This window comes from Ruegeria sp. A3M17 (assembly GCF_003318255.1).
Classification (GTDB): Bacteria; Pseudomonadota; Alphaproteobacteria; order Rhodobacterales; family Rhodobacteraceae; genus Ruegeria.
Genome location: NZ_QOCF01000004.1, coordinates 1 through 25,593 on the forward strand (window position 1 = coordinate 1; position 25,593 = coordinate 25,593).

22 protein-coding genes, 1 pseudogene and 1 riboswitch are annotated in these 25,593 nt (G+C 57.3%); of the genes and pseudogenes, 10 read left to right on the plus strand and 13 right to left on the minus strand.

The annotated features are described in order from the left end of the window. Both DS906_RS01460 and DS906_RS01465 read left to right on the plus strand, forming a co-directional pair. Nucleotides 1-224: pseudogene (locus tag DS906_RS01460) on the plus strand (CoA ester lyase); the annotation flags it as partial. 250 nt (nt 225-474) lie between these two features. Continuing rightward, nucleotides 475-1,440, plus strand: a complete 966-nt coding sequence (locus DS906_RS01465; RefSeq protein WP_113788490.1) for a GlxA family transcriptional regulator — start codon at nt 475-477, stop codon at nt 1,438-1,440. Nucleotides 1,441-1,471: 31 nt separating this feature from the next. Here the strand turns inward: DS906_RS01465 and DS906_RS01470 are convergent, their stop codons facing one another. The 8 genes from DS906_RS01470 to DS906_RS01505 all read right to left on the minus strand — a co-directional run bounded on the left by DS906_RS01470 (nt 1,472) and on the right by DS906_RS01505 (nt 11,115). Beyond that, the gene (locus DS906_RS01470) at nt 1,472-3,340 is read right to left on the minus strand and encodes an adenylate/guanylate cyclase domain-containing protein (protein WP_113788491.1); all 1,869 of its coding nucleotides are present in this window, start codon (nt 3,338-3,340) and stop codon (nt 1,472-1,474) included. A 66-nt stretch (nt 3,341-3,406) separates the two neighbouring features. Continuing rightward, nucleotides 3,407-4,099: an ATP-binding cassette domain-containing protein gene (locus tag DS906_RS01475; RefSeq protein WP_113788492.1), complete on the minus strand. Its 693-nt coding sequence runs from the start codon at nt 4,097-4,099 to the stop codon at nt 3,407-3,409. Continuing rightward, nucleotides 4,086-5,633 (minus strand): thiamine/thiamine pyrophosphate ABC transporter permease ThiP, encoded by a 1,548-nt coding sequence (locus tag DS906_RS01480; protein ID WP_113788493.1) that lies wholly within the window; start codon nt 5,631-5,633, stop codon nt 4,086-4,088. Before DS906_RS01480 ends, DS906_RS01475 begins: the two co-directional genes overlap by 14 nt. Next, entirely contained in the window at nt 5,609-6,589 is a 981-nt protein-coding gene (gene thiB / locus DS906_RS01485) for a thiamine ABC transporter substrate binding subunit (protein ID WP_113788494.1), read from the minus strand. The genes DS906_RS01480 and thiB overlap by 25 nt, the downstream gene beginning before the upstream one ends. A gap of 33 nt (nt 6,590-6,622) precedes the next feature. Next, nucleotides 6,623-6,728: riboswitch (TPP riboswitch) on the minus strand. A gap of 138 nt (nt 6,729-6,866) precedes the next feature. Further along, nucleotides 6,867-8,231, minus strand: a complete 1,365-nt coding sequence (locus DS906_RS01490) for a sodium:proton antiporter (RefSeq protein ID WP_113788495.1) — start codon at nt 8,229-8,231, stop codon at nt 6,867-6,869. 24 nt (nt 8,232-8,255) lie between these two features. Then, a complete protein-coding gene (locus DS906_RS01495) occupies nt 8,256-8,744 on the minus strand; it encodes an HPP family protein (protein WP_158541261.1) in 489 nt (162 codons plus the stop codon). Between the two features lie 320 nt (nt 8,745-9,064). Beyond that, nucleotides 9,065-9,829, minus strand: coding sequence for an enoyl-CoA hydratase (locus DS906_RS01500; protein WP_113788497.1), 765 nt, complete (start codon nt 9,827-9,829; stop codon nt 9,065-9,067). Nucleotides 9,830-10,062: 233 nt separating this feature from the next. After that, the gene (locus tag DS906_RS01505) at nt 10,063-11,115 is read right to left on the minus strand and encodes a zinc ABC transporter substrate-binding protein (protein ID WP_113788498.1); all 1,053 of its coding nucleotides are present in this window, start codon (nt 11,113-11,115) and stop codon (nt 10,063-10,065) included. Between the two features lie 68 nt (nt 11,116-11,183). On the opposite strand from DS906_RS01505, the gene DS906_RS01510 reads away from it, so the two are divergent. From DS906_RS01510 to DS906_RS01520, 3 genes are read left to right on the plus strand one after another with little or no spacing between them, the layout of a single operon-like run. Further along, a complete protein-coding gene (locus DS906_RS01510) occupies nt 11,184-11,684 on the plus strand; it encodes a transcriptional repressor (protein ID WP_369933900.1) in 501 nt (166 codons plus the stop codon). 2 nt (nt 11,685-11,686) lie between these two features. Further along, nucleotides 11,687-12,439, plus strand: coding sequence for a metal ABC transporter ATP-binding protein (locus DS906_RS01515; RefSeq protein WP_113788500.1), 753 nt, complete (start codon nt 11,687-11,689; stop codon nt 12,437-12,439). Next, nucleotides 12,439-13,236 (plus strand): iron chelate uptake ABC transporter family permease subunit, encoded by a 798-nt coding sequence (locus DS906_RS01520; protein ID WP_058272042.1) that lies wholly within the window; start codon nt 12,439-12,441, stop codon nt 13,234-13,236. The genes DS906_RS01515 and DS906_RS01520 overlap by 1 nt, the downstream gene beginning before the upstream one ends. A 65-nt stretch (nt 13,237-13,301) precedes the next feature. Here DS906_RS01520 and DS906_RS01525 read toward each other — a convergent pair whose 3' ends face one another. From DS906_RS01525 to DS906_RS01545, 5 genes are all read right to left on the minus strand, one after another. Next, nucleotides 13,302-14,039 carry an Asp/Glu racemase gene (locus DS906_RS01525; RefSeq protein WP_113788501.1) on the minus strand — a complete coding sequence of 246 codons (738 nt, stop codon included), beginning with the start codon at nt 14,037-14,039 and terminating at the stop codon, nt 13,302-13,304. After that, nucleotides 14,036-15,103, minus strand: a complete 1,068-nt coding sequence (locus DS906_RS01530) for a histidinol-phosphate transaminase (RefSeq protein WP_113788502.1) — start codon at nt 15,101-15,103, stop codon at nt 14,036-14,038. Before DS906_RS01530 ends, DS906_RS01525 begins: the two co-directional genes overlap by 4 nt. Next, nucleotides 15,100-16,752: a hydantoinase B/oxoprolinase family protein gene (locus DS906_RS01535; protein WP_113788639.1), complete on the minus strand. Its 1,653-nt coding sequence runs from the start codon at nt 16,750-16,752 to the stop codon at nt 15,100-15,102. The genes DS906_RS01530 and DS906_RS01535 overlap by 4 nt, the downstream gene beginning before the upstream one ends. After that, a complete protein-coding gene (locus DS906_RS01540; protein WP_113788640.1) occupies nt 16,752-18,848 on the minus strand; it encodes a hydantoinase/oxoprolinase family protein in 2,097 nt (698 codons plus the stop codon). Before DS906_RS01540 ends, DS906_RS01535 begins: the two co-directional genes overlap by 1 nt. A gap of 262 nt (nt 18,849-19,110) precedes the next feature. After that, nucleotides 19,111-20,082: a TetR/AcrR family transcriptional regulator gene (locus tag DS906_RS01545; RefSeq protein ID WP_158541262.1), complete on the minus strand. Its 972-nt coding sequence runs from the start codon at nt 20,080-20,082 to the stop codon at nt 19,111-19,113. Between the two features lie 179 nt (nt 20,083-20,261). On the opposite strand from DS906_RS01545, the gene DS906_RS01550 reads away from it, so the two are divergent. Genes DS906_RS01550 through DS906_RS01570 form a run of 5 tightly spaced genes read left to right on the plus strand, consistent with a single transcriptional unit; the run spans nt 20,262 to nt 25,583 of the window. Continuing rightward, nucleotides 20,262-21,395: an LLM class flavin-dependent oxidoreductase gene (locus DS906_RS01550; RefSeq protein WP_113788504.1), complete on the plus strand. Its 1,134-nt coding sequence runs from the start codon at nt 20,262-20,264 to the stop codon at nt 21,393-21,395. Nucleotides 21,396-21,405: 10 nt separating this feature from the next. Then, entirely contained in the window at nt 21,406-22,053 is a 648-nt protein-coding gene (gene ribB, locus DS906_RS01555) for a 3,4-dihydroxy-2-butanone-4-phosphate synthase (RefSeq protein WP_113788505.1), read from the plus strand. Between the two features lie 48 nt (nt 22,054-22,101). Further along, nucleotides 22,102-22,479, plus strand: coding sequence for a nuclear transport factor 2 family protein (locus DS906_RS01560; RefSeq protein ID WP_113788506.1), 378 nt, complete (start codon nt 22,102-22,104; stop codon nt 22,477-22,479). A gap of 26 nt (nt 22,480-22,505) precedes the next feature. Further along, a complete protein-coding gene (locus DS906_RS01565; RefSeq protein ID WP_113788507.1) occupies nt 22,506-23,894 on the plus strand; it encodes an amidase family protein in 1,389 nt (462 codons plus the stop codon). A 39-nt stretch (nt 23,895-23,933) separates the two neighbouring features. After that, nucleotides 23,934-25,583 (plus strand): long-chain-fatty-acid--CoA ligase, encoded by a 1,650-nt coding sequence (locus DS906_RS01570; RefSeq protein ID WP_113788508.1) that lies wholly within the window; start codon nt 23,934-23,936, stop codon nt 25,581-25,583. Nucleotides 25,584-25,593 lie beyond the last annotated feature (10 nt).

Genomic DNA, 25,593 nt, shown 5'->3' on the forward strand with positions numbered 1-25,593 from the left:
AAGGAAAATGGGCTATCCAACCCAGCCAGATTGTCTTGGCCAATGAGGTCATGTCGCCATCAGATGCCGAAGTCACCAAAGCACAGCGCATACTCGTTGCCATGTCCGAGGCTGAATCGGCTGGCAAAGGCGCTGTGTCTCTGGATGGTCGCCTGATCGACTATGCCTCGATCCGTCAGGCCGAAGTACTGGTCGAAAAGGCTGGTCAGATTGCAGCGGCATAAGCATCTGTATTACAAGCATTCCTTGGCGCGGGGTCTTTTGGGTCCCGCGATTGGGTCTTAACGTCTCGTGGTCTACATATTATCGCCGCGACCGGCACCTTGGATTTGCGCGCGGACTTGCACCTTGCTTTCAATCTGATGATCGGTTCAAACTAAGCCCTCGCCAGTTGATTTACAGCTGCCCCAAAGACTGACCGGGTCTTGCAAAAAAGGGCTAACGTGCTGGCAAAGAACAACAAGAACTCATCGAATGTTAGCACCTACAGACAGATCAAAGACTGAACAGCGAATAACATTCGAGATCTTCGTGCAGGCCGAGTTTGCGTATCTTGAGCTGTCGTCCATCATTGCCGTTTTGCAAACGGCAAACGATGTTATCAATCGCGATCTCTTTCAGTGGCAGATCACGTCGGACACACCTGGTTTGGTGGCCAGTTGCTCCGACCTGATTGTTCGCGCGACACCCGCCATTGCGGACCAGTACCTGAGCGACTGCCTGTGTGTCGTTGGTGGTCAGCTGGGAGATGTCAGCGCATGGTCGCGGCGCGTCCGCGCGATGCAAAAGCTCAAACGACCGGTTGCCTTGTTTTCGGACGCCGCGCGGGAATACATCAAGGCCACGGTGCCGCAAGCGGGGGCTGTCACTGCGCATTGGCGCGATATTGGTTTGCTACGTGAGATTGGAGATTACCCGACGCTTTCTGAAAACCTTGTCGCCCGCAACGGATCGGTGATGACATGCGCCGGGCACGGGCATACTGCCGAGGCGATCATCGGCATTTTGGCAAATGTGCTGGAACCTCAGGACAGGGCGGAACTGGCCTGTCAATTGATGCTGAACGACGTTCGGGGCCACGCGCAAGAGCAACCCAAAGGTCTGAGCGCGAACCCGAATTTCCTGGAAAAGCGGCTGCAAAACGCGATCCGCATCATGGAAGAAAACACCGAACACCCGTTGCCAACGGCCAGCCTTGCCCGCCGCGTGGGCGTATCTACCCGGCAGTTAGAGCGTCAGTTCATGCTGCACCTGAGCACATCGCCTGGAAAATTTTATAGAAAGATCAGATTGAAAAAAGCGTTTACCCTGGTCTCGAACTCGCAAATGCCGATTATTGACATCGCCATTGCTTGCGGTTTTGCGTCAACCTCTACGCTTGCCCAAACATTCAAGGCCGAATACGGCAAAACACCAAAACAACTGCGGCGCACAGAGTGACCTTTATACGGCCTCCGGAATTTCTGGCAGGTTATGCTGAAGGGCCAAGGGTCTTATCTGCATCGCAAAGGCGGTAGACATTCACTTTCCTTGAACGTCCTTTGACAGTGAATTCGCCACAGTCGATCAGAGGAAAAGCCGGGCTGATCAGGCGCGCTGTGGCATCGCTGATCAAAATCCTGGTTTGCTCGTCACTTGGCAGTTCGCCAACCAGGGTCTCGATCCGGGCACAGGTGTTCACCGTGTCGCCGATCACCGTGTAATTCATCCTGTCGACGGCCCCGATATTGCCGACGATCAGCGGTCCGGTGTGCACCGCGATTTTGACGCCGTACTCGACGCCAGCCTCAGCCAGAGATCGCTTGATTGCCATTGCAGCCCGGCAGGCGCGCTCGGCATGATCCATCTGGTCCTGCGGTGCGCCCCAGAACGCCATCGCCGCGTCGCCGATGTATTTGTCGAGCGTTCCGCCCTCGGCCTCGATACAGCGGTTCAGGATCTCGAAATGCCGGTTCAGCATTGCTGCCGTGGCTTGTGGTGTCATGGCCTCGGATGCGGGTGTGAACTCCACGATATCGGCGAACATGACGGTCAGTTCGACTTCGCGCGGCAACACAAGGTTAGGGTCTCCGGTCTTTAGCATTTGCCGTACTAGGGTTCGGGGCAAATAAGTTTCAAACCAGCGCAGCCCGTCGAGCATCTTGTTGAAGGCCACAGCCTGAAGGTTCAGTTCTGAGACCCGAGACGGGGGCAGGTGGTCGATCTGGTTCAAATTCAGCTCGCTGATCTTGATGGCTTCTTCGGTCGACCTGTGTATGGGTGCCGCCAGTCGTCTTGCCAACACGAGCGCCGCAATGACCGAAGCGATCAGTAATCCAAGACTGACCAGGGCGGCATCACTCAGCCGGGACCATTGGTTGCTCCAATCGCTCAGGGGAGAATACTGCCCGATCACCCACGGCTCAGACCCGAAGCCGCTGACGATGCTAGTCAAAACCAGGTGTTCTCCGTCTAGCGCCTCGACCACATATCCGACAAATGTTCCATCGTTGCCCTGAAACTCGGGTGGCTGCGTCAGCATTTGTGAGATGACCGCGTCATCAAGTGCTGCGACCGAATGCAAGGGGGCGTTTGAGCTTAACGTGTTTGCAGACAGGTTCAGCAATTTGGGATGGGCCAGAACGCGGTTGTCCCCGTACAGAACAAAACCGGTTGCCCCGTATTTGCCGCTTAACTCGTCGACCAGGCCCGAGAAATGGTGAACGGTAGAAGATACGAGCACGGCCCCGAGAAAAATACCGTCTTTATAGGCAGGTACAGTCGCTGAGATATGTGTCCGGCCCTGGTCAAAGAAGGGTTCGTTCCAGAACAATCCATCATAGCCTTTGACATCTTTAAGATACCGAAGCGTTCCTGCAGCCGGAGGCTCGTATGACGTTATAAAACGTGGCCCCTCAACGTCGGTGATATGTGTTGACATGAACAGGCTGCCGTCAGGATACACAACGGCCAGGTCGGTCAGATACGGGACCGAAGCCACCACGCCTTTGAAGTAGGCTTTCAGAAAATCGGTGTCGTGCAGATCGACTTCACCCGTGCTTGCGTCTTGTTGAAGAGACTGTGCCAATTCCTCAATCGGTGTTGTCAGGCTGAAGATATCGTCTTCGATGGATTCGACGATCATCGCGGCAGAGGTGTTCAATAATTCCGTCGTGTTCTGAACATTGGCATATGTCGAAACCAACAGCACGGCGCCAGCCGATATTGCCACCAGCCCGCCAATGGTCAGCGCCAGCAGAGTGGAAATCCGGATTTTCAACTTTGTCTGGCGGTTGCTTTGCGCCCGGGCGCTTTTGTCGATCACGCCAGTGTGCTGTGTATGCTTGTCTTCGTTGACCATCTTTGAACGATATTTAGCTTGGCGACCCGTTACAACGCTTCGTTGACGTCTGAGGCGGGATCGCCGCTAGCCGAGATAGGCACGCAGACTTGGCGGCGGGTTGTCAAAGAGTTTGGCTGTCTGAGCGGGGGCATGCACCGTTTTATCTGCAACAAGTACGGTTTGATCGGCAATACGGCGTGCATCCTGCGGATCGTGACTGACCATCAGCAGGGTCGTTTGGGTTTCGGCCACCAGATCGGCCACCAAATCCAGCATGTCAGCTTTCAAGGCTGGTCCAAGGGCGGCAAACGGCTCGTCCAAAAGCAACAGTTCACGTCGCTGAACAAGCACGCGGGCCAGCGCAACCCGGCTTTGCTGTCCTCCGGACAGTTCCGAGGGTTTGCGCGCCCCCATTCCATGCAAAGAAACCCGGCCCAGAGCGGACTGAACCTGTGCATCCTCGTCCCTTGACAGCCGACCGTTTGGGCGCAAGCCCAGGGCTATGTTTTGTTCAGCCGTCAGATGCGGAAACAGGTTTCCGTCTTGAAACAGCATCGCCATAGGGCGCTTACCGGGATGCAAATTGGAAATTTGTTGCCCACCCCAAAAAATCTGGCCCTTTTTTAGGTCTCGAAATCCGGCGATGGTCTCCAGCAAAGTGGATTTGCCCGCCCCGGATGGGCCGATAATGGCAATGCTGCTGCCAACCTCGATCTGAATATCGGCGTTTAAGGTGAAATTTCCGTTTTCAATCACACAGTCGTCAAGATTCAGCATGCCAGCGCCCTCCTCGGTCCAATAGCCAGAATGCGCCCATGGACAGCAGCAACAGCAGTAATGCCCCACCGGCGGCCGCCTGCATCTGATAGGCGCCCATCAATCGGTAGATTTGCAAGGGCAGGGTGGCGATTTGCGGGTCGGCGAACAGTGCGATCACGCCCAGATCACCCATCGACAGGGCAGCGCCAAGGCCCGCGGCGAACCCGATCTGCGGACGCATGCGTGGTAGCAATACGCGCGTGAAAAACGTCCATTTTGTCATATCCAACGAAAGCGCAAGACGTCCGTGCCTGGCGGTTATGTCGCGCGCTGCGGGGACCAGAATGCGTAAAGCAAAGGGCAGGGCCATCGCAGCATTCACCAAAGCAGTGACAGGCAGAGCCAATGTCGTCGGGTTTGCCAAAGGCCGGATTAGGATGAATAGGCCCGTACCGATGACCAGTGGTGATGCCGCCAAACCCAAAATGCCGCTGAGTTCCACAAGCCCGTACCGGCCGCTTGCGACGGCGGTGGCCATGGGCAAAGCAAGCAAAAGCAGGACTGCCGTACTTGCAGCAGCAACAAGGGCCGAAATCAACGCGGCCCGAAAAACGATTGCGGGCATGTCAAACAACCCGGCAACTCCGGAGATCACAACTGATGCCAAAGGAAGCAGCAAAAAGACGGCCGCTGCGATGATCCAGAATACATCTATTGTTGGCGCACCCCCGTCCCAGCGGCGCAAGGCGCGATCAAGGCCTGTTCCGAAACCGTCCCCGCGCGAAAACTTAAGCGCCACCAGAGCGGTCGCAGCTGTCAGGGCAAGTTGCAGGGCGGATAACAGGGCCGCGCGGCCAAGGTCGAAATCGTAGGTAAAGGCCTGATAGATTGCCAGTTCGATCGTTGTGGCCCGTGGACCTCCGCCCAAGGTGAGGGCAACGGCGAAGCTGGTCAGGCAGATGGCGAAGATCACGGCCAGAACCCCGGGCAGGGTCCGTTTGAGCATTGGCATCTCGATCAGTCGAAACATGGCCATACCGTTGCATCCCAGTTGTGCGGCAAGGCGAAACCGTTCGGCGGGTACTTCCTGCCAGGCTTGCAGCACAAGGCGCGTGGCCAGGGGCAGATTGAAGAACACATGCGCCAGTACGACCCCATGCAAGCCGTAGATGCGTATGGGCGGCAGGCCGAAAATGCCAAGGAAGTCTGAGATCCACCCCGACCGGCCAAAGACTTGCAGCAGACCCAGAATGGCAACGATGACCGGCAGGATGAAGGGCGCGCCCAGAAGGGCAATCAAAGCACGTCGGCCGGGGAACCTCCGACGTGCCAAAGCCCGCGCAACCGGCACGGCCAACAATACGCTGAACAATGCTGACAGCGTGGCTTGAGTCAGTGTGAACCGTAGCGCAGCCCAGTCGGCTGGACTGAACCCGCCGCTGGCCTCAGCGCGCAGCGCGACTGCCGCGAGGGTGCCCAGGATCAGCGCGGCGACCAGGGCCGCTGCACCGATACCGGGCCATGGGCTTACTGGCTGAGCGCGTTCTGCCATTCTGCCAGAGCCTGATCCCGCACAGCGGCGGCTTCATCGGGAGAGAACAGAAGCGACTTTGCCGGCACTGTCAGGGTGTCGAACCCTTTCGGCAAACCTTCTGCCGGCGTTACGGCCGGGTACATCCAGTTGGTTGTTGGAATGATCTGCTGGAACGCGTCCGAGACCATGAATTCCAGAAACTGATCCGCCAGATCGGCCTGATCCGTCGCGGCCAGTTTTGCGGCGACCTCGACCTGCAAATAGTTGCCTTCGTCGAAAGCTGACGCGGCTTTGCTGCCGTCATCCTCGGCGATCAGGTGATAGGCCGGAGATGTCGTGTAGCTGAGAACCATGTCCGACTCGCCCTCAAGGAACAGGCCGTATGCCTCGGACCAACCTTTGGTGACGGTCACGATATTGTCGGAAAGATCAGCCCAGATTACGGGTGCTTCGTCACCATAAGCCGCTTTGACCCACATTAGCAGACCCAGACCGGGCGTGGACGAGCGAGGGTCCTGGATGATGATCTTTGTGTCGCTGTCCGCCAGCTCCCGGAAGTTCGCAGGCGCTGTCGCATCCGCTTTGTGAACAAAGGCGAAGTAGCCCCAGTCATACGGGGTGAACGTGTCATCGGACCACTCGATCGGCAGTGCGAAGTCGGCTGAGACGGAATTGGGCGCAAACAGGCCGGTTTCCCGGGCCGCTGCAATCAGATTGGTGTCCAATCCAAGCACGACGTCAGCATCGGAGTTTTCACCCTCAAGCCGGACACGCGACAACAGCGCGGCGCCGTCTTCGACGCCCACAAGGTTCAGCTCGCAGTCGCAGACCGCTTCAAAAGCTTCTTTGACCTGCGGGCCGGGGCCCCAGTCGGATACAAAGCTGTCATAGGTGTAAACGGTAAGCTGAGGCTTGTCGGCGGCGATAGCCGAAGTTGCACTCAGAAGTCCCGCAGCAATTAGCAGATGTTTCATGTCATCCTCCATTGCGGCGAGAGGGCAAGGATGGATGAAACCGAAACCCTTCCCTCCGCCGGTTCTAGCCGGTTCAGGTTCTACGGGTTCGCTTGATAAGCATCTCAGCGCGGCAGGCCGTGCTCCCCGAGGTGAGGCCGTCACTAGGGGGGATTGGCCAGAAAGACAACCAAATTCGGTGCCTCAGCGCGGTGCGTGTGGTATGTGGGCGAGGAAGCCTGTCCGGAACCGGATACCCTTTGAACCTGCAGTACGCTTGGTTCAAAGGGCAATTAGGTCAGAAGTAGCGCAGCCAGATGTAAACGTTCGCGATCATCAAGGTCAGGATCATGATCGGGAATGCAATTTTGGCGAAGGCGATAAAGCCGATGGGCTGCTTGGCCTTTTCCGCAAAAGCGGCCACCGTAAGGTTGGCGCTTGCTCCCAACAGTGTGCCGTTGCCGCCCAGACAGGCCCCAAGCGCCAGCGACCACCACAGGGGTTCAATCGCGTCTTCGCCGCCAAATGTATCCGCGGTGGATTCGATCAGAGGGATCATCGTTGCCACAAACGGGATGTTGTCCAGAATGGCCGACAGGATGCCGGAGGCCCAGAAGATGAAGAACGCGGTCCACATCATGTCGCCTTGGGTCAGCTCCAGCACTTTCTCACCGAAGAATGCCAGCAGTCCAACATGTTCGACACCGGCAACAATGACGAACAGCCCGCCGAAGAAAAAGATTGTGACCCATTCAACTTCACCAAAGATGTGGTGAACCGACTCGGATTGTTCTTCACCGCTTTGGTGGCCATAGGCCAGCAGCATCAACAGGCCTGCACCGGCCAACGCTGACGTACCCGGCTGAATGCCGTAGCTGTGCCCCAGCGTGAACCCAAGCAAAACCAGAGCCAAAACGGCCAGAGACTTGATCATCAAGACAACATCAGTGACCGCTTCGGATTCGTTGAACCCCATAATCCGGTCGCTGGCCGATTTCGGAATGCGGGCCAGTTCCTTGCGGTTCATCAGGTAAATGATGCCGGTCAGGACAACCAGACATATGGCCGAGATAGGTGCCAGGTTCACCACGAAATCGTTGAAGCTCAGCCCTGCGGCCGAGCCAATGATGATGTTGGGCGGGTCACCGATCAGCGTCGCTGTTCCGCCCACGTTCGAGGCCAGGATCTCGGCGACAAAGAACGGGAACACCCGCGTTTCCAGGGCTTCGGTGATCAGCAGCGTAATCGGGGCGATCAGCAAAACGGTCGTCACGTTGTCCAGCAGGGCCGAGAACACCGCCGTAATCAGCGTCAGCATGATCAGGATGCCGGTTGGATTGGCTTTCACCGCTTTTGCGGCTTTGATCGCTACGTATTGGAACAATCCGCATTTGCTGGTGATCCCCACGATGACCATCATGCCGATAAGCAGTGCCAGAGTGTTGGCGTCCACTCCCGCCACGGCCTGTTCCTGATTGATGATGCCAAACAGGACCATCAGGGACGCGCCCAGCATCGTCAGAATGGCGCGGTTGACCTTTTCGGTGATCAGGACCGCATACACCAAAATCAGAATTCCGGTCGCGATCCAAAGCGGATCAATGCCCAATAGTTGTGGAACAGAGAGAGCGGCCTCTCCGTGTGACGTCGAATGCGTAGCCAAGGTTTTAGTCCGGTTTGTATAGGGTTAGCTGAGTGCGCGATCCAAAAGCGAGTTGGCGCTTACGGTGCCAACAAAACGGTTGGTTTCGGGCTCAACAAGGATCACGTGCCGTTTGTATTTGTAGATTAGGAAGATACCTTCCATCACTGGCGTGTCGGGTGCAGCAACAGGGATGTTAGACGACCTCGACATGTTGTCGCGAACCTTTTCGGTCTTCAGCCGCTCCATCTGTTGTTCGAAATCTTCCCGCGTCAGGTTCATGAAGCTGAGCGAGTCGATCGCGACGCGCGACGCATCATCATTCAGACCGATTGTCGCCGCCTTCGGCAGAATCAGTTTCAGCAGCGTCGGGGCGGTAAAGACGCCAACATAAGTTCCGTCTTCAGCCACGACAGGCAGAAACCGTGCCCGGCTGCCCCTGATGATGTTGAAGGCCGTGGCGATGCTTTCATCCGGCAGAATGGTCTTTTGTACCTCTTGCGGTACCATCACGTCATAGCAGGTTAGGCCCATGCTTTTCCTCTGACTACACGCGGCTATCGGGTGAAACGCCATCCAATAGCCACAGGGCACGCCCTTTTTCGGCTTGTTAAAGCGTGTCAGGGCGAATCAAAATTTGTTGATGCGCACTGATTCCATTGCCGGGCGGAATTGACCAGCCCGGTAATGAAATTAAGTTGATAACCTTCCGTTATTCGCCATGTAGGCCAATAACGGAAGGTTGGTTTCAGCTTAGGTTTGCGCCAGCGACGCTTTGTGCCTCAGTTTTCGTTTCCGAAATTACCGGGGCTGCTTGCGAGGCGTGGAAAGCCGTAGTCCCTCAAAGGCGCGGGTCAGCTGTAATTCGGTGCGCGTTTTTGCAGTTTGGCCGCAACGCTTTCGGCGAAATCTGGGGATTGTAGCTGCGCGGCAAAAATCTTGATTTCCGCGGCCATGTGTCTGGCCACTTCGTCACGCTGATTGCGAATCAGGGCCTTGGACTGTTTGAGCGCTACCGGGGATGAGGCCGCAATGGCTTGTGCTATCTCTTGGACTTTGCTCATCAACTCACCGTCGGCAAAGACGCGCGCGACCAACCCGTGGTTCAGGGCATCGGCTGCAGTCAGAACCCGCCCGGCCAGCAAGACGTCATTGGCGACAGCCATACCGAGGGACGCAGGCAGCAACATCGAAGAACCGGCCTCGGGCACCAGACCCAGTTGGACAAATGGAGCGCTGAATGTAGCGCTGTTCGCGGAATAGACCAGATCGCAGTGCAGCAGCATGGTCAGGCCAACACCAATTGCAGAACCGTTGACTGCGGCGATCAGGGGTTTCGGACAATCCCGGATCGCATTCAGGAACCGAATAATCGGATTTTCAGCGTCACCCGCCGGAAGACCGCCTGTCATAAAGTCCTGCAGGTCATTCCCGGCTGTGAACATATCGCCTTCACCAGTGATGACCAGCGCCCGGGCTTGATCGGTTTGACCGTATTCTTCGATGGCTTCAGCTATCGCAGTATACATGGCAAAAGTGATCGCGTTTTTCTTGTCTGCGCGAGAAATTGTGACTGTTGTGACGCGATTCTGAGTGCTGACGATGATATGTTCGCTCATGGCGTTATTCCTTGGATGCCCGGCGGAATTTGTGCCGCGTCGGCTGTGAGTTTCCTGCATGTGGGCAAGTTCGTATGCGGGCAAATAGCCTGCGTCAACAAATCAGGGCGGTTACCTCACGTCGCCGGGTGAGTGTGCGGAGTTGATCCCGCCGCTCCGGTTTTTCTGCACTCGGCGATCATTCAGGTCAGCCCGTTCTGGATTTCCATGTCAAAACGGGCTGCCCGATCAGATCATAGGCATTCCGCCAATGTTATTGCGATGTTCCGGATCATTTGCGGGTACAGCTTAGTCCCGGGTTCAAGATCAGAACCTAGCGGATCTATCACACCGGTATTCGCTTCGGTTCCGTCCAAGACAGTGGCGACGATACCGGGGTTGTATTGCGGTTCCGACAGAACACAATTGATCCCTTCTTCGCGAATGCGCCCCTGAATCTCAGAAATCCGCGCCGGGCTTGGATCCGATGCGTCGCTGAGCGAAATTGCACCCGACGCGGGGATGTCGAAGGCGTTCTCGAAATACTGATAAGCATCGTGGAAGACGATGAAGTTGCTTCCGCGGACAGGTTCCAGAGTTGCACTCACTTCAGCAGAGAGGGTTGCCATCTCTTGGCTCGCAGCCGCCGCGTTTGCGAAATATGCACCCGCATTGTCCGGGTCCGCCGTGGATAGCTGCGCGGCAACAACGTTCAGCCAGGTGTCGGCGTTTTTGGGCGAAAGCCAGGCATGCGGATCATGATCGCCATGCGTGTGGTCATGGTGGTCGTCGTGTTCTGCATGATCCTCGTGATCGTGGTCTGCGCCCTCGGCATGCTCTTCGTGGTCATGATCGTCGTGGTCTTTGTCGTCGGCATGATCCTCGTGACCATGATCGTCATGGCCCTCCTCTTCAACGTGATCTTCATCGCCATGATCATGCGCTTCAAACAGCGCATCTTCGCGGAAATCCAGTAGGACGGTGCCATCCGCTTCCAGCAGGGGGGTGACTGTCGCGCCGTTGGCCAGGGTCTCGACCGCGCCTTCCATCCATGGGGTCAGATCCTCGCCCATCCAAAATACCAGATCCGCATTCTGCAGGGCAGCCGCCTCAGACGGGCGGAGGTTGTATTCATGCGGGGACGCGCCGGTTTGTACGATCAGGTTCGGTGTGCCAACACCTTCCATCACGCGCGCCACCAACGAGTGCACCGGTGCAATATCAACTGCAACATTTGGGACATCGGCCATTGCCGTGCCCCCCATCAACACAACCGTGATCGAAACAGGAAGAAGCTTTCTGGACATCAAACCCTCTATGTGATTTTATAACGTTGCGAGTGGCATATATGATATGGAATAACATGACAAGTGAGATGAGACCTGCACCTGCTGAAGACTCCGCCCTTGTTGGATTCCAAAAGCATGATCATGCGCATTGTGTCGAAAGCAGCCTGGCCGTTGCCGAGACCCGGTGCAAAGACGAAGGTCTGCGGCTGACGCCTGTTCGGCGCAAAGTTTTGGAAATGCTGCTGCAGGAACATCGGGCCTTGGGTGCCTATACAATCCTTGATCGATTACGCGACGAAGGCTTCGGATCGCAGCCACCAGTGGCGTACCGCGCCCTCGATTTTCTTGTCGAGAACGGGTTTGTACACAAAATCGAACGGCTGAATGCATTTGTCGCCTGCGCGCATCCCGGGGCAACGCATTCCCCGGCCTTCATGATTTGCAGGAAATGTGATGCCGTGGCCGAGACCCACTCTGCACCTGCAAAAGGCGAGCTGGGTGCGGCGGCGCGGGCGGTGGGTTTCGAGATTGAGCGGACCGTTGTAGAAGCCGAAGGTGTTTGCCCCGACTGCACCGAAAAGGCGTAGAAATGAAACTGATTACCGTAGAAGACGTCAGCGTTAGCTATGGGGCGAATACTGTGTTGCGGCATGTCAACATGGGGGTCGAGCCTGGCGAGATTGTGACAATTGTCGGCCCCAACGGTTCCGGTAAGACAAGCCTATTGCGCGCCATAATCGGTGCGATCAAACCGGCTGTCGGGCAGGTAAAGCGAAAGCCGGGGCTGAAGATTGGTTATGTTCCGCAAAAGCTGCATATCGATCCGACCCTGCCGATCACGGTCGAACGGTTTATGCGACTGACCCATCGTGCGTCGAAGAAGGATTGTGCGAGCGCGTTGGAAACCGCCGGCGTGCCCAATCTGCTCAAGCGCCAGATGTCACAGCTTTCGGGCGGACAATTCCAGCGCGTGCTGCTGGCACGGGCTTTGATCAACCGGCCCGAAATCCTATTGCTGGATGAGGCCACGCAAGGGTTGGATCAGCCCGGTTCGGCTGCATTTTATCGCCAGATCGAAGACGTGCGCCAGGAAACAGGGTGTGCGATCATCATGATAAGCCACGAGCTCCATGTGGTGATGAGCGCCTCGGACCGGGTGATCTGCCTGAACGGCCATGTCTGCTGCGAAGGCTCACCTGCGGTTGTGGCCTCGGCACCCGAATACCGCGCGTTGTTCGGAACCGGAACAGGTGGTGCGCTTGCCCTTTACCGTCACGATCATGATCACAACCACGATCATCATCATGACCATGGAACAGATTCTCAGGAAGCCGCAGAATAATGCTTGATGATTTCATGACCCGAGCCACGCTGGCCGGTGTAGGCGTGGCCTTTGCAGCAGCGCCGTTGGGGTGTTTTGTGGTGTGGCGCCGTATGGCCTATTTCGGCGATGCCACAGCGCACGCAGCCATTCTTGGCGTGGCCTTGTCGCTGACGTTTCAGATGTCGGTTTTTACAGGTGCGCTGGCCGTCGCCTTGTTGATGGCGTTGACCGTGACGCTGTTGGCAGGTCGTGGGTACGCTATGGATACGTTGCTGGGGGTTATGGCACATTCCGCCTTGGCATTTGGTCTTGTGGCGGTCTCATTCCTCTCTGGTGTCCGGATTGATTTGATGGCCTATCTGTTTGGCGACATTCTGGCCGTTTCCCGTTCGGATTTGGCCGTCATCTGGGGCGGCGCTGCACTGGTCGTAATTTTGATTGCCTGGCGTTGGTCCCAGTTGTTGACAGCGACGTTGAACGAGGAACTGGCCTATGCCAGCGGGTTCGACCCCAAGCGCGAACAACTGATATTGACGCTTGCACTGGCCATCACGGTGGCAGTCGCCATCAAAGTTGTGGGTGTTCTGCTAATAGCGGCGATGCTCATAATACCAGCCGCTGCGGCGCGCAATCTGGCGCGGTCACCGGAAACGATGGCCCTGATTGCAGCGGCAATCGGGGCGACGTCTGCTGTGGCCGGGTTGCGGGCAGCTTATGTCTTCGACACGCCGGCCGGGCCCTCGATTGTCTGTGTCGCCGCCATTTTGTTTGCCTGTTTTAGCCTGCTTGGTTGGCAGCGTCATACCAACTCCTGACAGTCGCCAAAAGACTGCAGCTTATGTGAGCGGGGCGTAGAAGTGCCACTTGCCTCCGCTGTTGATCAAAGAGTGTCGAACAGACGCCCAAGTAACGTTTTGTGACGCGGTAGGTTCAGCGCTTTCAGCAGTCCAAAGACCATCGCTTGATTGGAGGTAATGACGGGTTTGTTCAGCGCGGCCTCAATCCGTTCAATCGCCTCGACCGAGCGCATGTCTGTGCAGCTTAGGACGATTGCCTGCGCATCCGGGTCATCGGCTCTGCACGCCAGATCGAACACCTCGTCCGGGGTCAGTTCACCTTGCCCATAATTGCCAAGCTCGCGGCCGACATCGGCACATTTGACGGTTTCAATGCCGTTGAGGGCCATGAAATCCATCGCCAGGGCATTGATCTCGCCCAAATAAGGCGATGAAAAGCCGATCTTTGTTGCGCCGACCGCATTGATCCCAGCGATCAACGCCCCTGCAGCGGTCAGCGTAATTGCGCCCGAGCCCGCCTTGATCTGCCGGGCCAGCTCTGCGTCAAAGGACGGCCCGTGAGTCAGCGTCGCCGAAGTGCACCCATACAGCACCACATCGGGGCGTATGCCCGAGATCATCCGCAGGTCGTGAGTGATATCTGATGCGCCCAACCCCGCCATCTGATCCGAGCCGGGGATTTCATCCACGTCATACCCACCCATGCGTTGAAAATGGACTGTGGTGTTGGGCGGCCTCAACAACTCCATATCCGGTTCGAGATTGGTGTTGGTGAAGGGTACCAGAACACCGATTTTGGCTGCGGTTCGTGTTTCGGTCACTTCAGTGCTCCCTTCAGGGTGGTCAGGCACCGATCCATGACTGGTGTCTCGCAGATTGTAGCGCGCAAGCAGTCGGTTAAGCCGTATCCTCCCATGCCGCGCATTAGTAGGTCGTCCGCCCGCAGCGCCGTGTCTGCCCGTTGCGCATCCTGCGTTGAGTCAAAGCGCAATAGCACAAAGTTTGTATGGCTTTGAGGAACGATCAGGCCCAACGCACGACATTCCACGGCAAATCGTTCACGGATTTCAGTCGTGCGGGCAACCACATTTTGCATATGCGCCTGATCGCGGATCGCGGCAGTTGCCGCCGCCTGTGAAGCGATGGAAATATTGTTTGGATTAAGCAATTTACGCAGCTCTGCTGCGATTTCTGACGGGAAGTATCCCCATCCTGCGCGCACTCCCGCCAGGCCATGAGCCTTGGAAAAGGTGCGCATGATAACGGTATCCCCTCGATCGGTCAGCGCGAAGATGTCGGCCGGATCATGTATGTGATCGGAAAACTCGGCATAAGCCTGATCGACGACCAGCAGAACATCGGTGGGCAGCCCTTCTCGCAGACGAGTGATTTCGGAATTCGAAATCAAGGTGCCGGTCGGGTTGCCAGGGTTGCAGACAAAGACGATCCGCGTTTCAGGTGTCACCGCGGCGATGATATCGTCGACGGATACGGTCAGATCCACTTCACGCGCCTTGACGTAATCGGCCTGAACCTGAGCTGCTGCTGAGGCGACAAACGCATATCCGTAATCCGTGCCAAGGACCCGATCACCGCGCCCGGCATAGGTGCGGATCAAGCAGCCGATCAGCTCCATCGAGCCCGCTCCGCACAGCACCCTTGCCGGATCGAGTCCATGCACATCGGCAATTGCTGCGCGCAGTTCCGACCATTCCGGATCAGGATACAATTGCAGATCGGCCAGTGCGTGACGACCCGCCTTAATGGCTGCGGGACTTGCGGGAAAGGCACTTTCGTTCTGGGCCAACGAGACGGTGTTTTCGCCGCCGAGATCGGCCAGCGCATAGGCCGCCATTGCACTTATATGGGGAACCGGGCGGATCATGATGTGCCCCCATAGGATTTTGCGCCTTCTGCGCTGATCAGCCCGCGCTTGAGATCCAGTAAGATTGCCTGCGGGTCTCGCTCGGCCGGGTCGCCAAAACCACCGCCCCCAGGGGTTTCAAAGATCAGGTGGTCGTTAGCCTCAACGCGCAGCTCTCCTTTGCCCGGGATATCATTTTCGCCAACACGGAAACGAATGCGCCCGGGTGCACCGGGTTTTCCACCCATGCGTCCAAGGGCGGGAAACTTGAGACGCTCAACCGACAGGAACACGATGAAAGGTGCGCCATTGGCCGAGGTCATCTCGATCCGTTGACCGAGACCACCACGATACTCGCCTGCACCTCCTGAATCCTGGCGAAGCTCGCGTTTCCATATTGTGACGGGGGCCACGCTTTCCGTGATTTCGACCTGAGATCCGAACACACCCGAAGGATAGGCCGTGGCAGACAAGCCGTCGGCGTGTGGCCGGGCACCGGTGCCGCCGTTGTGCACAGGCTCGACCGCGAATTCCCGACCTCCATCACGTGCCACTTCGGGTGCGTGCCGCATCGGCAGATCGAACATGCAGGATGCGCCCTCTGCGGGGACCTGATCCGGCAGGGCCTGATGAAGGCATCCAAGCACCAGATCCGGTGTTACCTGTCCTAGCGTGTGCCGCATTGCTACCGGGGCGGGGCGTTGTGCATTGAGGATGCAGCCTTTTGGCCCGTCCACTGTAAACGGCTCAAGCGATCCGGCGTTGTTGGGGATGTCGGACCCGACGATGCAGCGCAAGGCGAAGACGGTATAGGCGGTCGCATAGTTCAGCGGCACATTGATACCCTTGCCCGAACAGCCTGAAGTTCCGGTGAAATCCACATGCATGCCCGTTTTGCTGATCGTCAGGGTCGCGTGCAGTTCCAGTTCATTTTCATAACCGTCCATCTTAAGGGCATTTCGATAGACACCTGCGGGGACTTCGGCGATGGCCTCAAGCGTTCCGCGGCGCGAGGTGTCGATGATGTAGCTGCCCAGTCGATCCAGGTCGTCGATCCCGAACTCATCCATCATATCGAGCAGGCGGTTCACGCCCGCTTCGCAGCAAGCGATTAGTGCATATATGTCGCCCTCATTCGCAATAGGCTCGCGGCTGTTGGCGCGGACAATGTCCAGAAGCAAGGCGTTCGGGACACCTTGTTCGACCAACTTGCAGGGTGGGATCAGCAGACCCTCATCATAGATATCCGACCCTTCGGGGCCCATTCCAAGGCCGCCCAGATCTACAAGATGCGAAGTGCATGAAGTAAAGCCAACGACCTTGCCGTTTTTGAATGCGGGCATCATCAACAGAAAATCGTTCAGATGCCCCGAGGCCAGCCACGGATCATTGGTCATGTAGATATCGCCGGGCGTCATGTGCTGAACCGGAAAACGACCGCGCAGATGCATCACGGCTTCGGCCATCGTGTTGATGTGCCCCGGTGTTCCTGTGACCGCCTGTGCCAGCATCCGACCCTCGGCGTCAAAAATCCCGGCAGAGATGTCGCCGCATTCGCGCACAATGGGTGAGAATGCCGCGCGGATCAGGGTCTGACCTTGTTCTTCGACCACTGCAAGCAGGCGGTTCCACATGACTTGCAGGCGGGCGGGGGACTGATCGGCAGTCATCATACACCTCCTTTCTGATCTTGGATAAGGATGAGGTTTCCAATGGCATCCACATGAGCCGAGAAGTCTGATGAGACCAAAGTCGTCGTCTGCGGTTCCGTGATCAGCGCCGGGCCGCAAACCCGGTCGCCGGGGTTCAGGCTGTCACGTGGGACAAAACCAGCCTGCTTTGTCTGACCATCCACATCGCAGGTGATGGAGCAGGCCTGGGCCGGTGTGATCGTTGTCAGAGGCGGCGTTTCCGGCAAATCTGGAACGTCTCTATCTGGGGTTGCGACGCGGACAGCCCAGTTCAGGATCTCGATTTGCATCCCCGGCACAGGACGTGAGAATTGTTTACGGTATTCCGCCTCGAACGCATCGGTCAGCGGTTCTATGTCTTCGAATGTTAGGTCGCGATCGGGCAGAGCAATCTCGATCTCGTGGCCCTGACCGTTATAGCGCATGAAGGCCGTACGGTGCGTTTCGGTGGGTGCATCATCCGCGCCTTGGGCAACCACGCGGCTTGCCTTGTTGATCATGTCGGAAAACAGGGCTTTGACCCGTTCCAGATCCAGGGATTCAAGTAGAGAGTAGCGTGATCTAACGATCTCAAAACTGACAGGGGCAAACAGAAACCCGACTGCGGATCCGACGCCCGGATTGGGTGGGATCACAACGCGACGGACCCCGGCGGATCGGGCCACACGGCTTGCGTGCAGGGGACCGTTTCCGCCGAAAGCGATCATTGTGCGCGAACCAAGGTCCTTGCCCGATTCCACCGCATGCATCCGACCCGCGCTGGCCATGCTTTCATCGACGATGTGACTGACGCCGTCCGCCGCCTTTGTGGCGTTCGTGTCCAAACGCGTGCCTATGACCCGGCACAACGCGGCTTCAGACGCTGCGGGGTCGATCTTTATAAATCCTTCAGCAAATGTGTCCGGCACAATATAGCCCAGAGTGATGTCGCTGTCGGTCACGGTTGGCTCGGTGCCACCCCGCCCAAAGGCTGCCGGACCGGGTTCTGATCCGGCCGATTTTGGACCCACGGTCAACCGACCCAGACGGTCAACCCCGGCGATTGAACCGCCGCCCGCGCCGATCTCGATCATTTCGACCACAGGGATACGTACCGGCATGCCGGACCCTTTGATGAACCGCGCGGCCCGCGCGATTTCGAACTGGCGCGAGGTTTGCGGGCGTGCATTGTCAATCAGGCAGAGCTTCGCTGTCGTCCCGCCCATGTCGAAAGACAGCACCTCGTCAATCCCAGCCCGCGCCGCGATTCGCGCGGCCAAAATGGCCCCACCTGCCGGGCCGCTTTCGACCAGTCGGATCGGAAAGCGTGAGGCGGTTTGAACGGTACACATGCCGCCACCTGCCGTCATCATCAGGATTGGGCAAGCCACGCCTTCCTCCTGAAACCGTGAAGCAAAGCGCGCCAAATAGCTTTCCATTAACGGTTGGATGTAGGCATTGGCGACCGTGGTACAAAGCCGGTCGAACTCGCGCGCCTCGGGGCTGACATCAGAGGAAATTGAAATAGTCATGCCTGGGCGCCGTTTGGCCAGTAAGTCGCGCAGCCTACGTTCGTGCGACGGGTTGGCGTAGGCATGCATCAAACAGATTGCGACCGCTTCCGCACCGGTGGCATCCAGTTCGGCCAACAGCGCGTCTATCGAACCGGCGTCCAGCGGGATCAGCACATTCCCATCGGCAGCCATTCTTTCGCGAATGGTCAGAGCCCGATCGCGTGGTACCAGCAGGTCCGGCTTTTCCAGGTTGATGTCATATTGCGCATATCGCCGCTCATACGCGATTTCCAGAATGTCGCGAAACCCTTCGGTCGTCACGGTCGCCACAACAGCACCTCGGCGTTCGATTAGTGCATTGGTCGCCAGCGTCGTTCCGTGGATGAAACCTGTCACCTCATTCAACGACCGGCTCGATTCCGCCATGAGACGTTTTGCACCTTCCATCGCGCCATCTGCAGGATTTTGGTGCGTCGTGAGCGTCTTGGTCGAAGCCAATATGGTGTCATTGTCCGAGACGAGCACCGTATCGGTAAAGGTGCCGCCGATATCAATGGCCAAGCGTAAGGTTTGAGATGTCATGAGGGTGTCCGAATTGTCCGTTGTCTGGGCAGATGGCAAAGGGCGCAGAGCGCCTGCCATCATCCACTGACGACGAGGTCACAACCGGTTGCGCGGCGATCCAGAGGGTTTGGACTAGAGAGCGGTGTCATGTACGCAGTTTGACACGCCCAAGACGTGTCGCAAGTTGGTTTGCGACCAAATCGCCCGGAAGCGACAGAGATTTGCGACTTGATTGCCTAAGCGTTTGTGCATCAGCAGTCTTGAGCGGTCGATGGTTCGCTCAGGATTTTTTGGAGAGAGCAGCCCTGATCAAAACGCCATCCATGATAAGCGCCTTCAGGCTGGTTCGGATCTCGCTTTCCGGGAACTTCCCGATGCTCCAATGCCGGAGAGACCAGACATTACAAAGGAAATACAGATAATTGGCCATTAGCTCTGTGTTCATGGGGCGGAACACTTTCTGCTCGACCCCTTTGTCCAGAATGCCTTTCCAGCGGCCCATGAACTCACGCTCCATATCAAATACACGCGCGCGGTTCTCGGCAGACATGGACCGTGTTTCCGAATAGACCAGATTGATATAGCGGCGGTTTTCGCCAATGTAGTCGATGTACCGGTCAACCGCTTTTTCAAGGTTCTGATCGGCGGGGCCAGTGAACAGCTCTCCGGTATCGAAAAAGTCGATGATGTCCTGCATGCACATCGTAGTGATCAAGTGCAGTATATCATCCTTGTCCTTGATGTATTTGTACATCAGCGGAACCGACAGCCCGGATGTTTTGGCAATCTCGCGCATCGAAGCATTGCCGAACCCATGCTTGGCAATCACCTTGCACGCGCCTTCAAAGATCTGTCGCCGCCGTTCCTCGGCGGTGTCGGACAGGGCGCGGGCCGGTTTTTCGACCTGTGTGGATTTCGGCGATTCCGCCAGTTGCGCTTCGACTGAGAAGGTGCAGGTCACTTCCATCAGCGTCGCGGCTTCACCGGGATTGTGCCCGGCCTGAACAATCGAGACACGGTATGAGGTCAGCAGCGAATCTTCAGGCGACATGCGCATGGCCTGGGCCTCGATTTGCCCCTGTCCCGGGGTTGCCAGATTCGTTGCCGAGGTGTTGACCAGTGTTGGATGCAAAGTGTCGCCGAGGCGTCTGAGTTCCTCGCGCGCAGCATCAATCGCCAGCGCAACGCACACGCCATCTAGCTGCGATTTATTAATAAATTCATCAACTTGCGCAGCGGAATACAAAAACACGTGGCTTGCCTCCATAGGACCCTACCTGAGGGCAACATGTTGAAATCCCTATGTGTTGTCCAGTTGGAAATCGTCGCAGTGTCGTTGCGACGTAGGGAAAAACAATTCGGGGCTTGACGAAATTGCCGACCGTATGGGAATGTTAGTGAACGTTCAGTCACACATCCGAGGACGCCTGCATGAAGTTCAAGATTCTCGCCATTCCATTCGCACGCCAGCATGGCGAGGACACTCAGCTTGCTGGACGTGACCCTGCGCGGTTCAACAAGATGATGCACACGATGCGTGATCAGATGGTCCTTGCTGAGGAGCTTGGCTATGACGGCTTCTGCCTGACTGAGCACCACATGCAGGTCGAAGGCGTTGAATGCACCACGAACCCGCTGTTCTGGAACATGTACATCGCCCAGCACACCAAGAACTTCAAAGTTGGTCAGTTGGGGATGAACCTGACCGCGATGAACCCGATCAAGACGGCCGAAGACATCGCCATGCTGGACCACATGACCGGCGGTCGAGTCTTCGCAGGCTTCTCGCGCGGGAACACGCCGCGCTGGACTGCGACCATGGGGCAGCACCTGGACATCACCTCGGCTGAATCCGACAAGTCCGAGGCCGACCAGCGCAACCGTCGCGCGCTGTACGAAAACTGGCGTCTGATCAAATCGCTGTGGACCGACGACCTGACCGAACATCAGGGCGAGTTCTGGAACTTCCCGTCGAATGTCGAGTGGGAGTTCAACCCGACCAAACTCTGGGGCGGTGACAGTCCGGTTGATAGCAACAAGATCCTTCGCAAATCGGGTATCGTTCCCCGTCCACTGCAAAAGCCGCACCCAAAAGTATATGCGCCGTTCTCGTATTCGATGGAAACTGCCAAGTTCTGGGCATCGGAAGGAGCCAAGATGGTTTCTTTCGTGACCGCCGACAAAGAAGAGTTCATGCCGGTGATCCTGGAAAACTGCCTGAAGGCTGCGCATGAAAACGGGCTGCCTCAAACCACCAACAACGATGTTCTGGCTTTGGGTGCGCATCTGATGATGGGCAAGACCCCGGCAAAGGCCAAAGAATACCGCGAGAAGTTCGACAACCTGTGGTTCTCGGCCTACGACGCGCCGCCGTATCACGTTCCGCTCGGCCGCGTCTGGGATGGCTCGCGCCAACAGGTTCTGGATCAGGTCGGCGAGCTGGCCGAGCGGTATCAGATCGAAGAATTCTTTGTCTGGCACCACGTGAACTACTTTGGCGATGAGCTCGAGCAGGAAGCTTTGATCGAATTTGCCGAAGGCGTCATCAAGCCTCTGAACGGATAAGGGGAAGGCCATGTTCGACCTGCATGAAGTTTACCAGCTGTCGCCCATCGTAGAAATCATTACGGATTGCGAACAGGGCCGTATGGTAATTCTTGTCGACGATGAAAACCGCGAGAACGAGGGCGATCTGGTGATCCCCGCCGCCTGTGCGGATGCAGCCGCCGTAAACTTCATGGCGCGTTTTGGTAGGGGTTTGATCTGCATGGCCATTCCGCCCGAGCGGGCCGAGCAGTTCAGCCTTGGCCCCATGACAGCGTTAAACACGGATCCGCATCATACGGCGTTCACCATTTCGGTGGACGCGAAAGAAGGCACGACCACCGGCATTTCCGCCAGCGACCGGGCGCGGACCATTGCACTTTTGGCGTCCGACAACGGCTCTTCGGCAGATCTGGTTTCGCCCGGGCATCTGTTTCCATTGGTGGCGAAACCGCACGGTGTGCTGAACCGCGAAGGCCACACCGAAGCCGCAGTTGATCTGGCCCGGCTGTCTGGGCAGGGGGATTCCGGTGTGATCTGCGAAATCATGAATGATGACGGTGAAATGGCGCGCCTGCCGGATCTGCTGGAATTTGGGGCCCGGCACGGCCTTAAGGTCGGCACGATCGAAGACCTCAAACGGTATCGCCAGGACCTGCTTGCCGACAAGGCCGCCTGACATCCAAACCCACCTGCGTTTCAAGACACTCATGACCGAGGATATCCTATGACCGCATTTGCCGAGATCGAAACCCTGATGCAGGCGTATATCGAAAACCTGCATGATGGAGACATCAGCAAGACCGACCAGATGTTTCTGCCGGAATGTGATCTTTGCTGCGCCAACGACGATGGCAGCTATATCCACATGACGCTTGAGAAGTACAAAGAGGTCATCGGCGGCCGCGAAAGCCCTAAATCCAAAGGCTATCCGGTCTACGGTCACACGATTTCGATCGACCAGTCGGGGCCAAACACGGCCTTTGTCAAGATCGACTGCGCCGTGCAGCCGCGATACTTCATCGACTACCTGTCGCTGGTCCGCACCGGCGAGGGCTGGAAGATTGCGGCCAAGGTCTATTACGTTCAGCGCACCGAAGACTGATCCCCTTTATCTGATCGAGCCCCCGAATGACCGCCCCATATTCCCAACTTTCGGCGCGTGCCATGGTGCAGGCCTTTGCCCGGCTGGAGCTGTCTCCGGTCGAGGTCACGCAAGCTGCGCTGGCCCGTATTGAGTCGGTTAATCCTAGGATCAATGCGATTTACCATGTGGATGCCGAGGGTGCGCTTGAAGCGGCCCGGGCGTCCGAGAAACGTTGGCACGACAACATACCAATGGGGCCGCTGGATGGCGTGCCGACGACAGTCAAAGACGCAATGGATTGCATCGGTATGCCTGCCTTTCGCGGATCAGCGGCGGGTGAGGCATCGGTGAGCACAACCGATCATCCCACGGTAGCACGCATGCGTGAGGCCGGTTCCGTGATCCTGGGCAAAAGTACCATGTGCGATTATGGCATTCTTGCAGGCGGAGTGAGCTCAAAGCACGGAGTTACCCGCAATCCATGGGATGTATCGCGCACAACAGGCGCATCATCTTCGGGCGCGTCGGCCAGTGTTGCCGCTGGGATCGAGCCGGTTTCGATTGGGACCGACATCGTGGGGTCCATCCGCCTGCCAGCCTCGTATTGTGGGCTGGCCGGGCTGAAACCCAGCCAGGGGCGGGTGCCCTATTACGTCTGCAACAGCCCGGCGATCACAGCGGGGCCGTTGGCCCGCAATTTTGGCGACGTCGCACTGCATATGAATGTTCTGACCGGTGAAGATACGCGCGATTTCGCGGCTTTGGCGCGGGACGGCGTGAACTATGTCTCGCGCCTGACACGCGGCGACCGCAAAGGCATGTCGGTTCTGGTTATCCCAGAGCTGGGCTTGGGCGAACCGGTGGCGGAAGATGTTCAGGCAGCGCTGGAACGGACGGCGCAAGTTCTGCGGGATATGGGTGTTCAGATCACCTATCTTGAAACCACACCGTTCAGCCGAACAGACTGGGAACCCGCCGAGGCGTTCTATAAAATACGTACCCTGTCCGAGCTGATGCGCCAACCCGATGCCGAACAGGCGAAAACGCCCTATATCCGCGACTGGACCAACGATGCACGCGAATTGTCTGCCGTTGAACATCAGCGGAATTTCGACCACACGCAGGCGTTGCGCGAACGTGCGTTGGCGCTGATTGACGGCCATGATTTTGTCCTGCTGCCATCGACACCGGACACTGCCTTTGCTGCCGAACTGCCAAGATCTGACCCCGCTAAGCCGTTCGAAAGCTGGGCTAATACATTCCTGTTCAACCTCACTGAACAACCGGCCTCCAGTATCCCGGTCGGACCAGACCGCAACGGGCTACCGATCGGTATGCAACTGGTCGGACGCCGCTTTGACGATCTGGGCGTTTTGCAAATGTCGTGGCGGATCGAACAGGACATCGGGGAAATGCCGGCTGCACCTCTGTGACGGACACAGATGCAGAAAAACACATTGAGAGGCAAAATAATGAGCGCAGAAAAAACGACGATTCCCGGTCAGATCATGACGATGCCACTGACGGTAACCAGCATTTTCCGTCATGGCATGCGCGCGCACTCCGAGGCGCAGATCGTCTGGCGCAACTCGGATATGACGATTGAACGCTACCGCTTTGCGGATATGGGGCGACGGACCCAGCAACTGGCGCATGCTCTGACCGAACTGGGCGTGGGGCCGGGTGACCGCGTCGCGACGCTGGCCTGGAACAACAATCGGCATCTGGAACTCTATTACGCCTTGGCTTGCATCGGTGCGATTTGCCACACGATCAATCCGCGCCTGCATCCCGATCAGATCGCGTTTATCATCAATGATGCCGAAGACACACATATGTTCTTCGACACAACTTTTGCGCCGCTGATCGATGCTGTCTCGGCCCGTTGCCCCAGCGTTCAGGGCTGGTTCAGCCTGACTGGCCCGGATCAGGTGCCGCAGATGAAGACCGCGGTAAATGACTATGAATCCCTGATCGCGGGCAAGCCCGAGGTTTATGACTGGCCCGAACTGCATGAAAACACGGCCATGGCGCTGTGCTACACATCTGGCACAACCGGCAATCCAAAAGGCGTTTTGTATTCCCATCGTGGGACCGTGCTGCACGCCATGGGCGTGTCCGGTGGCGACTGGCTGGCGCTCAGCTCGCGTGACGCCACTTTGCCGGTGGTGCCGATGTTCCACGCCTGTGCCTGGGGTATTCCCTATGCGGCCCTGATGAACGGCACCAAACTGGTCATGCCCGGACCGGGCATGGATCCGGCCCCTCTGCGCGAACTTATGGACGACGAAGAGGTCACGATGATTTCGGGTGTGCCGACTGTCTGGCTGGGCTTGTTCGAATATCTGGATCAGCAGGGCGCCACGCTAAAGACGGTCAAACGCGCGATGATGGGTGGATCGGCGGCGCCGCTGTCTCTGATAGAGCAGATCGAAAAAGGCCACGGGATCGACGTGGTGCATGGCTGGGGCATGACTGAGCTGAGTCCGGTCGGCACGCTTTCGGTACCCAAATGGGGCGAGGATAAACTGCCAATCGACGACCGTCTTGCGTTGAAAACCAAACAGGGCCGTGCGCTTTATGGGGTCGAGATGCGTATCGTTAATGATGATGGCGAGTTGCTACCACATGACGGCATTGCCTCGGGTATGTTGCAGGTGCGTGGTCACTGGGTTGCCGAAAGCTATTGGGGCGGGGCCGGTGCTGATGCCTTTACCGACGACGGCTGGTTCATCACCGGTGATGTCGCGGCGATCGACCCGAAAGGCTACCTGCGCCTGACCGACCGAACCAAGGACGTGGTCAAATCGGGCGGCGAGTGGATTTCCTCGATTGATCTGGAAAACATCGCGATGAGCCACCCGGACATTCTGGAGGCCGCCTGTATCGCCGCCAAGCACCGCAAATGGGATGAACGCCCGCTGATCGTTGCTGTCAAGCGTGAGGGATCGGATGTCAACCGCGAGGATGTCCTCGCGCTCTACGATGGTCAGATTGCCAAGTGGTGGACGCCCGACGACGTGGTGTTCCAGGCCGAGCTTCCGCACACCGCCACCGGCAAGGTTTCTAAACTGCATCTGCGTGAGCAATACGCGGACTACAAGCTTCCAACAGACAACTAAATTCTGCCAT

Excerpts from the sequence above, each read along its gene's own strand:
- DS906_RS01535 (WP_113788639.1), bottom strand. The coding sequence starts at position 16,752 with ATGACTGCCGATCAGTCCCCCGCCCGCCTGCAAGTCATGTGGAACCGC.
- DS906_RS01550 (WP_113788504.1), top strand. The coding sequence starts at position 20,262 with ATGAAGTTCAAGATTCTCGCCATTCCATTCGCACGCCAGCATGGCGAG.
- DS906_RS01560 (WP_113788506.1), top strand. The coding sequence starts at position 22,102 with ATGACCGCATTTGCCGAGATCGAAACCCTGATGCAGGCGTATATCGAA.
- DS906_RS01540 (WP_113788640.1), bottom strand. The coding sequence starts at position 18,848 with ATGACATCTCAAACCTTACGCTTGGCCATTGATATCGGCGGCACCTTT.
- ribB (WP_113788505.1), top strand. The coding sequence starts at position 21,406 with ATGTTCGACCTGCATGAAGTTTACCAGCTGTCGCCCATCGTAGAAATC.
- DS906_RS01475 (WP_113788492.1), bottom strand. The coding sequence starts at position 4,099 with ATGCTGAATCTTGACGACTGTGTGATTGAAAACGGAAATTTCACCTTA.
- DS906_RS01570 (WP_113788508.1), top strand. The coding sequence starts at position 23,934 with ATGAGCGCAGAAAAAACGACGATTCCCGGTCAGATCATGACGATGCCA.
- DS906_RS01465 (WP_113788490.1), top strand. The coding sequence starts at position 475 with ATGTTAGCACCTACAGACAGATCAAAGACTGAACAGCGAATAACATTC.
- DS906_RS01480 (WP_113788493.1), bottom strand. The coding sequence starts at position 5,633 with ATGGCAGAACGCGCTCAGCCAGTAAGCCCATGGCCCGGTATCGGTGCA.
- DS906_RS01500 (WP_113788497.1), bottom strand. The coding sequence starts at position 9,829 with ATGAGCGAACATATCATCGTCAGCACTCAGAATCGCGTCACAACAGTC.
- DS906_RS01530 (WP_113788502.1), bottom strand. The coding sequence starts at position 15,103 with ATGATCCGCCCGGTTCCCCATATAAGTGCAATGGCGGCCTATGCGCTG.
- DS906_RS01505 (WP_113788498.1), bottom strand. The coding sequence starts at position 11,115 with ATGTCCAGAAAGCTTCTTCCTGTTTCGATCACGGTTGTGTTGATGGGG.
- DS906_RS01510 (WP_369933900.1), top strand. The coding sequence starts at position 11,184 with ATGAGACCTGCACCTGCTGAAGACTCCGCCCTTGTTGGATTCCAAAAG.
- DS906_RS01520 (WP_058272042.1), top strand. The coding sequence starts at position 12,439 with ATGCTTGATGATTTCATGACCCGAGCCACGCTGGCCGGTGTAGGCGTG.
- DS906_RS01470 (WP_113788491.1), bottom strand. The coding sequence starts at position 3,340 with ATGGTCAACGAAGACAAGCATACACAGCACACTGGCGTGATCGACAAA.
- DS906_RS01565 (WP_113788507.1), top strand. The coding sequence starts at position 22,506 with ATGACCGCCCCATATTCCCAACTTTCGGCGCGTGCCATGGTGCAGGCC.
- DS906_RS01515 (WP_113788500.1), top strand. The coding sequence starts at position 11,687 with ATGAAACTGATTACCGTAGAAGACGTCAGCGTTAGCTATGGGGCGAAT.
- DS906_RS01495 (WP_158541261.1), bottom strand. The coding sequence starts at position 8,744 with ATGGGCCTAACCTGCTATGACGTGATGGTACCGCAAGAGGTACAAAAG.
- thiB (WP_113788494.1), bottom strand. The coding sequence starts at position 6,589 with ATGAAACATCTGCTAATTGCTGCGGGACTTCTGAGTGCAACTTCGGCT.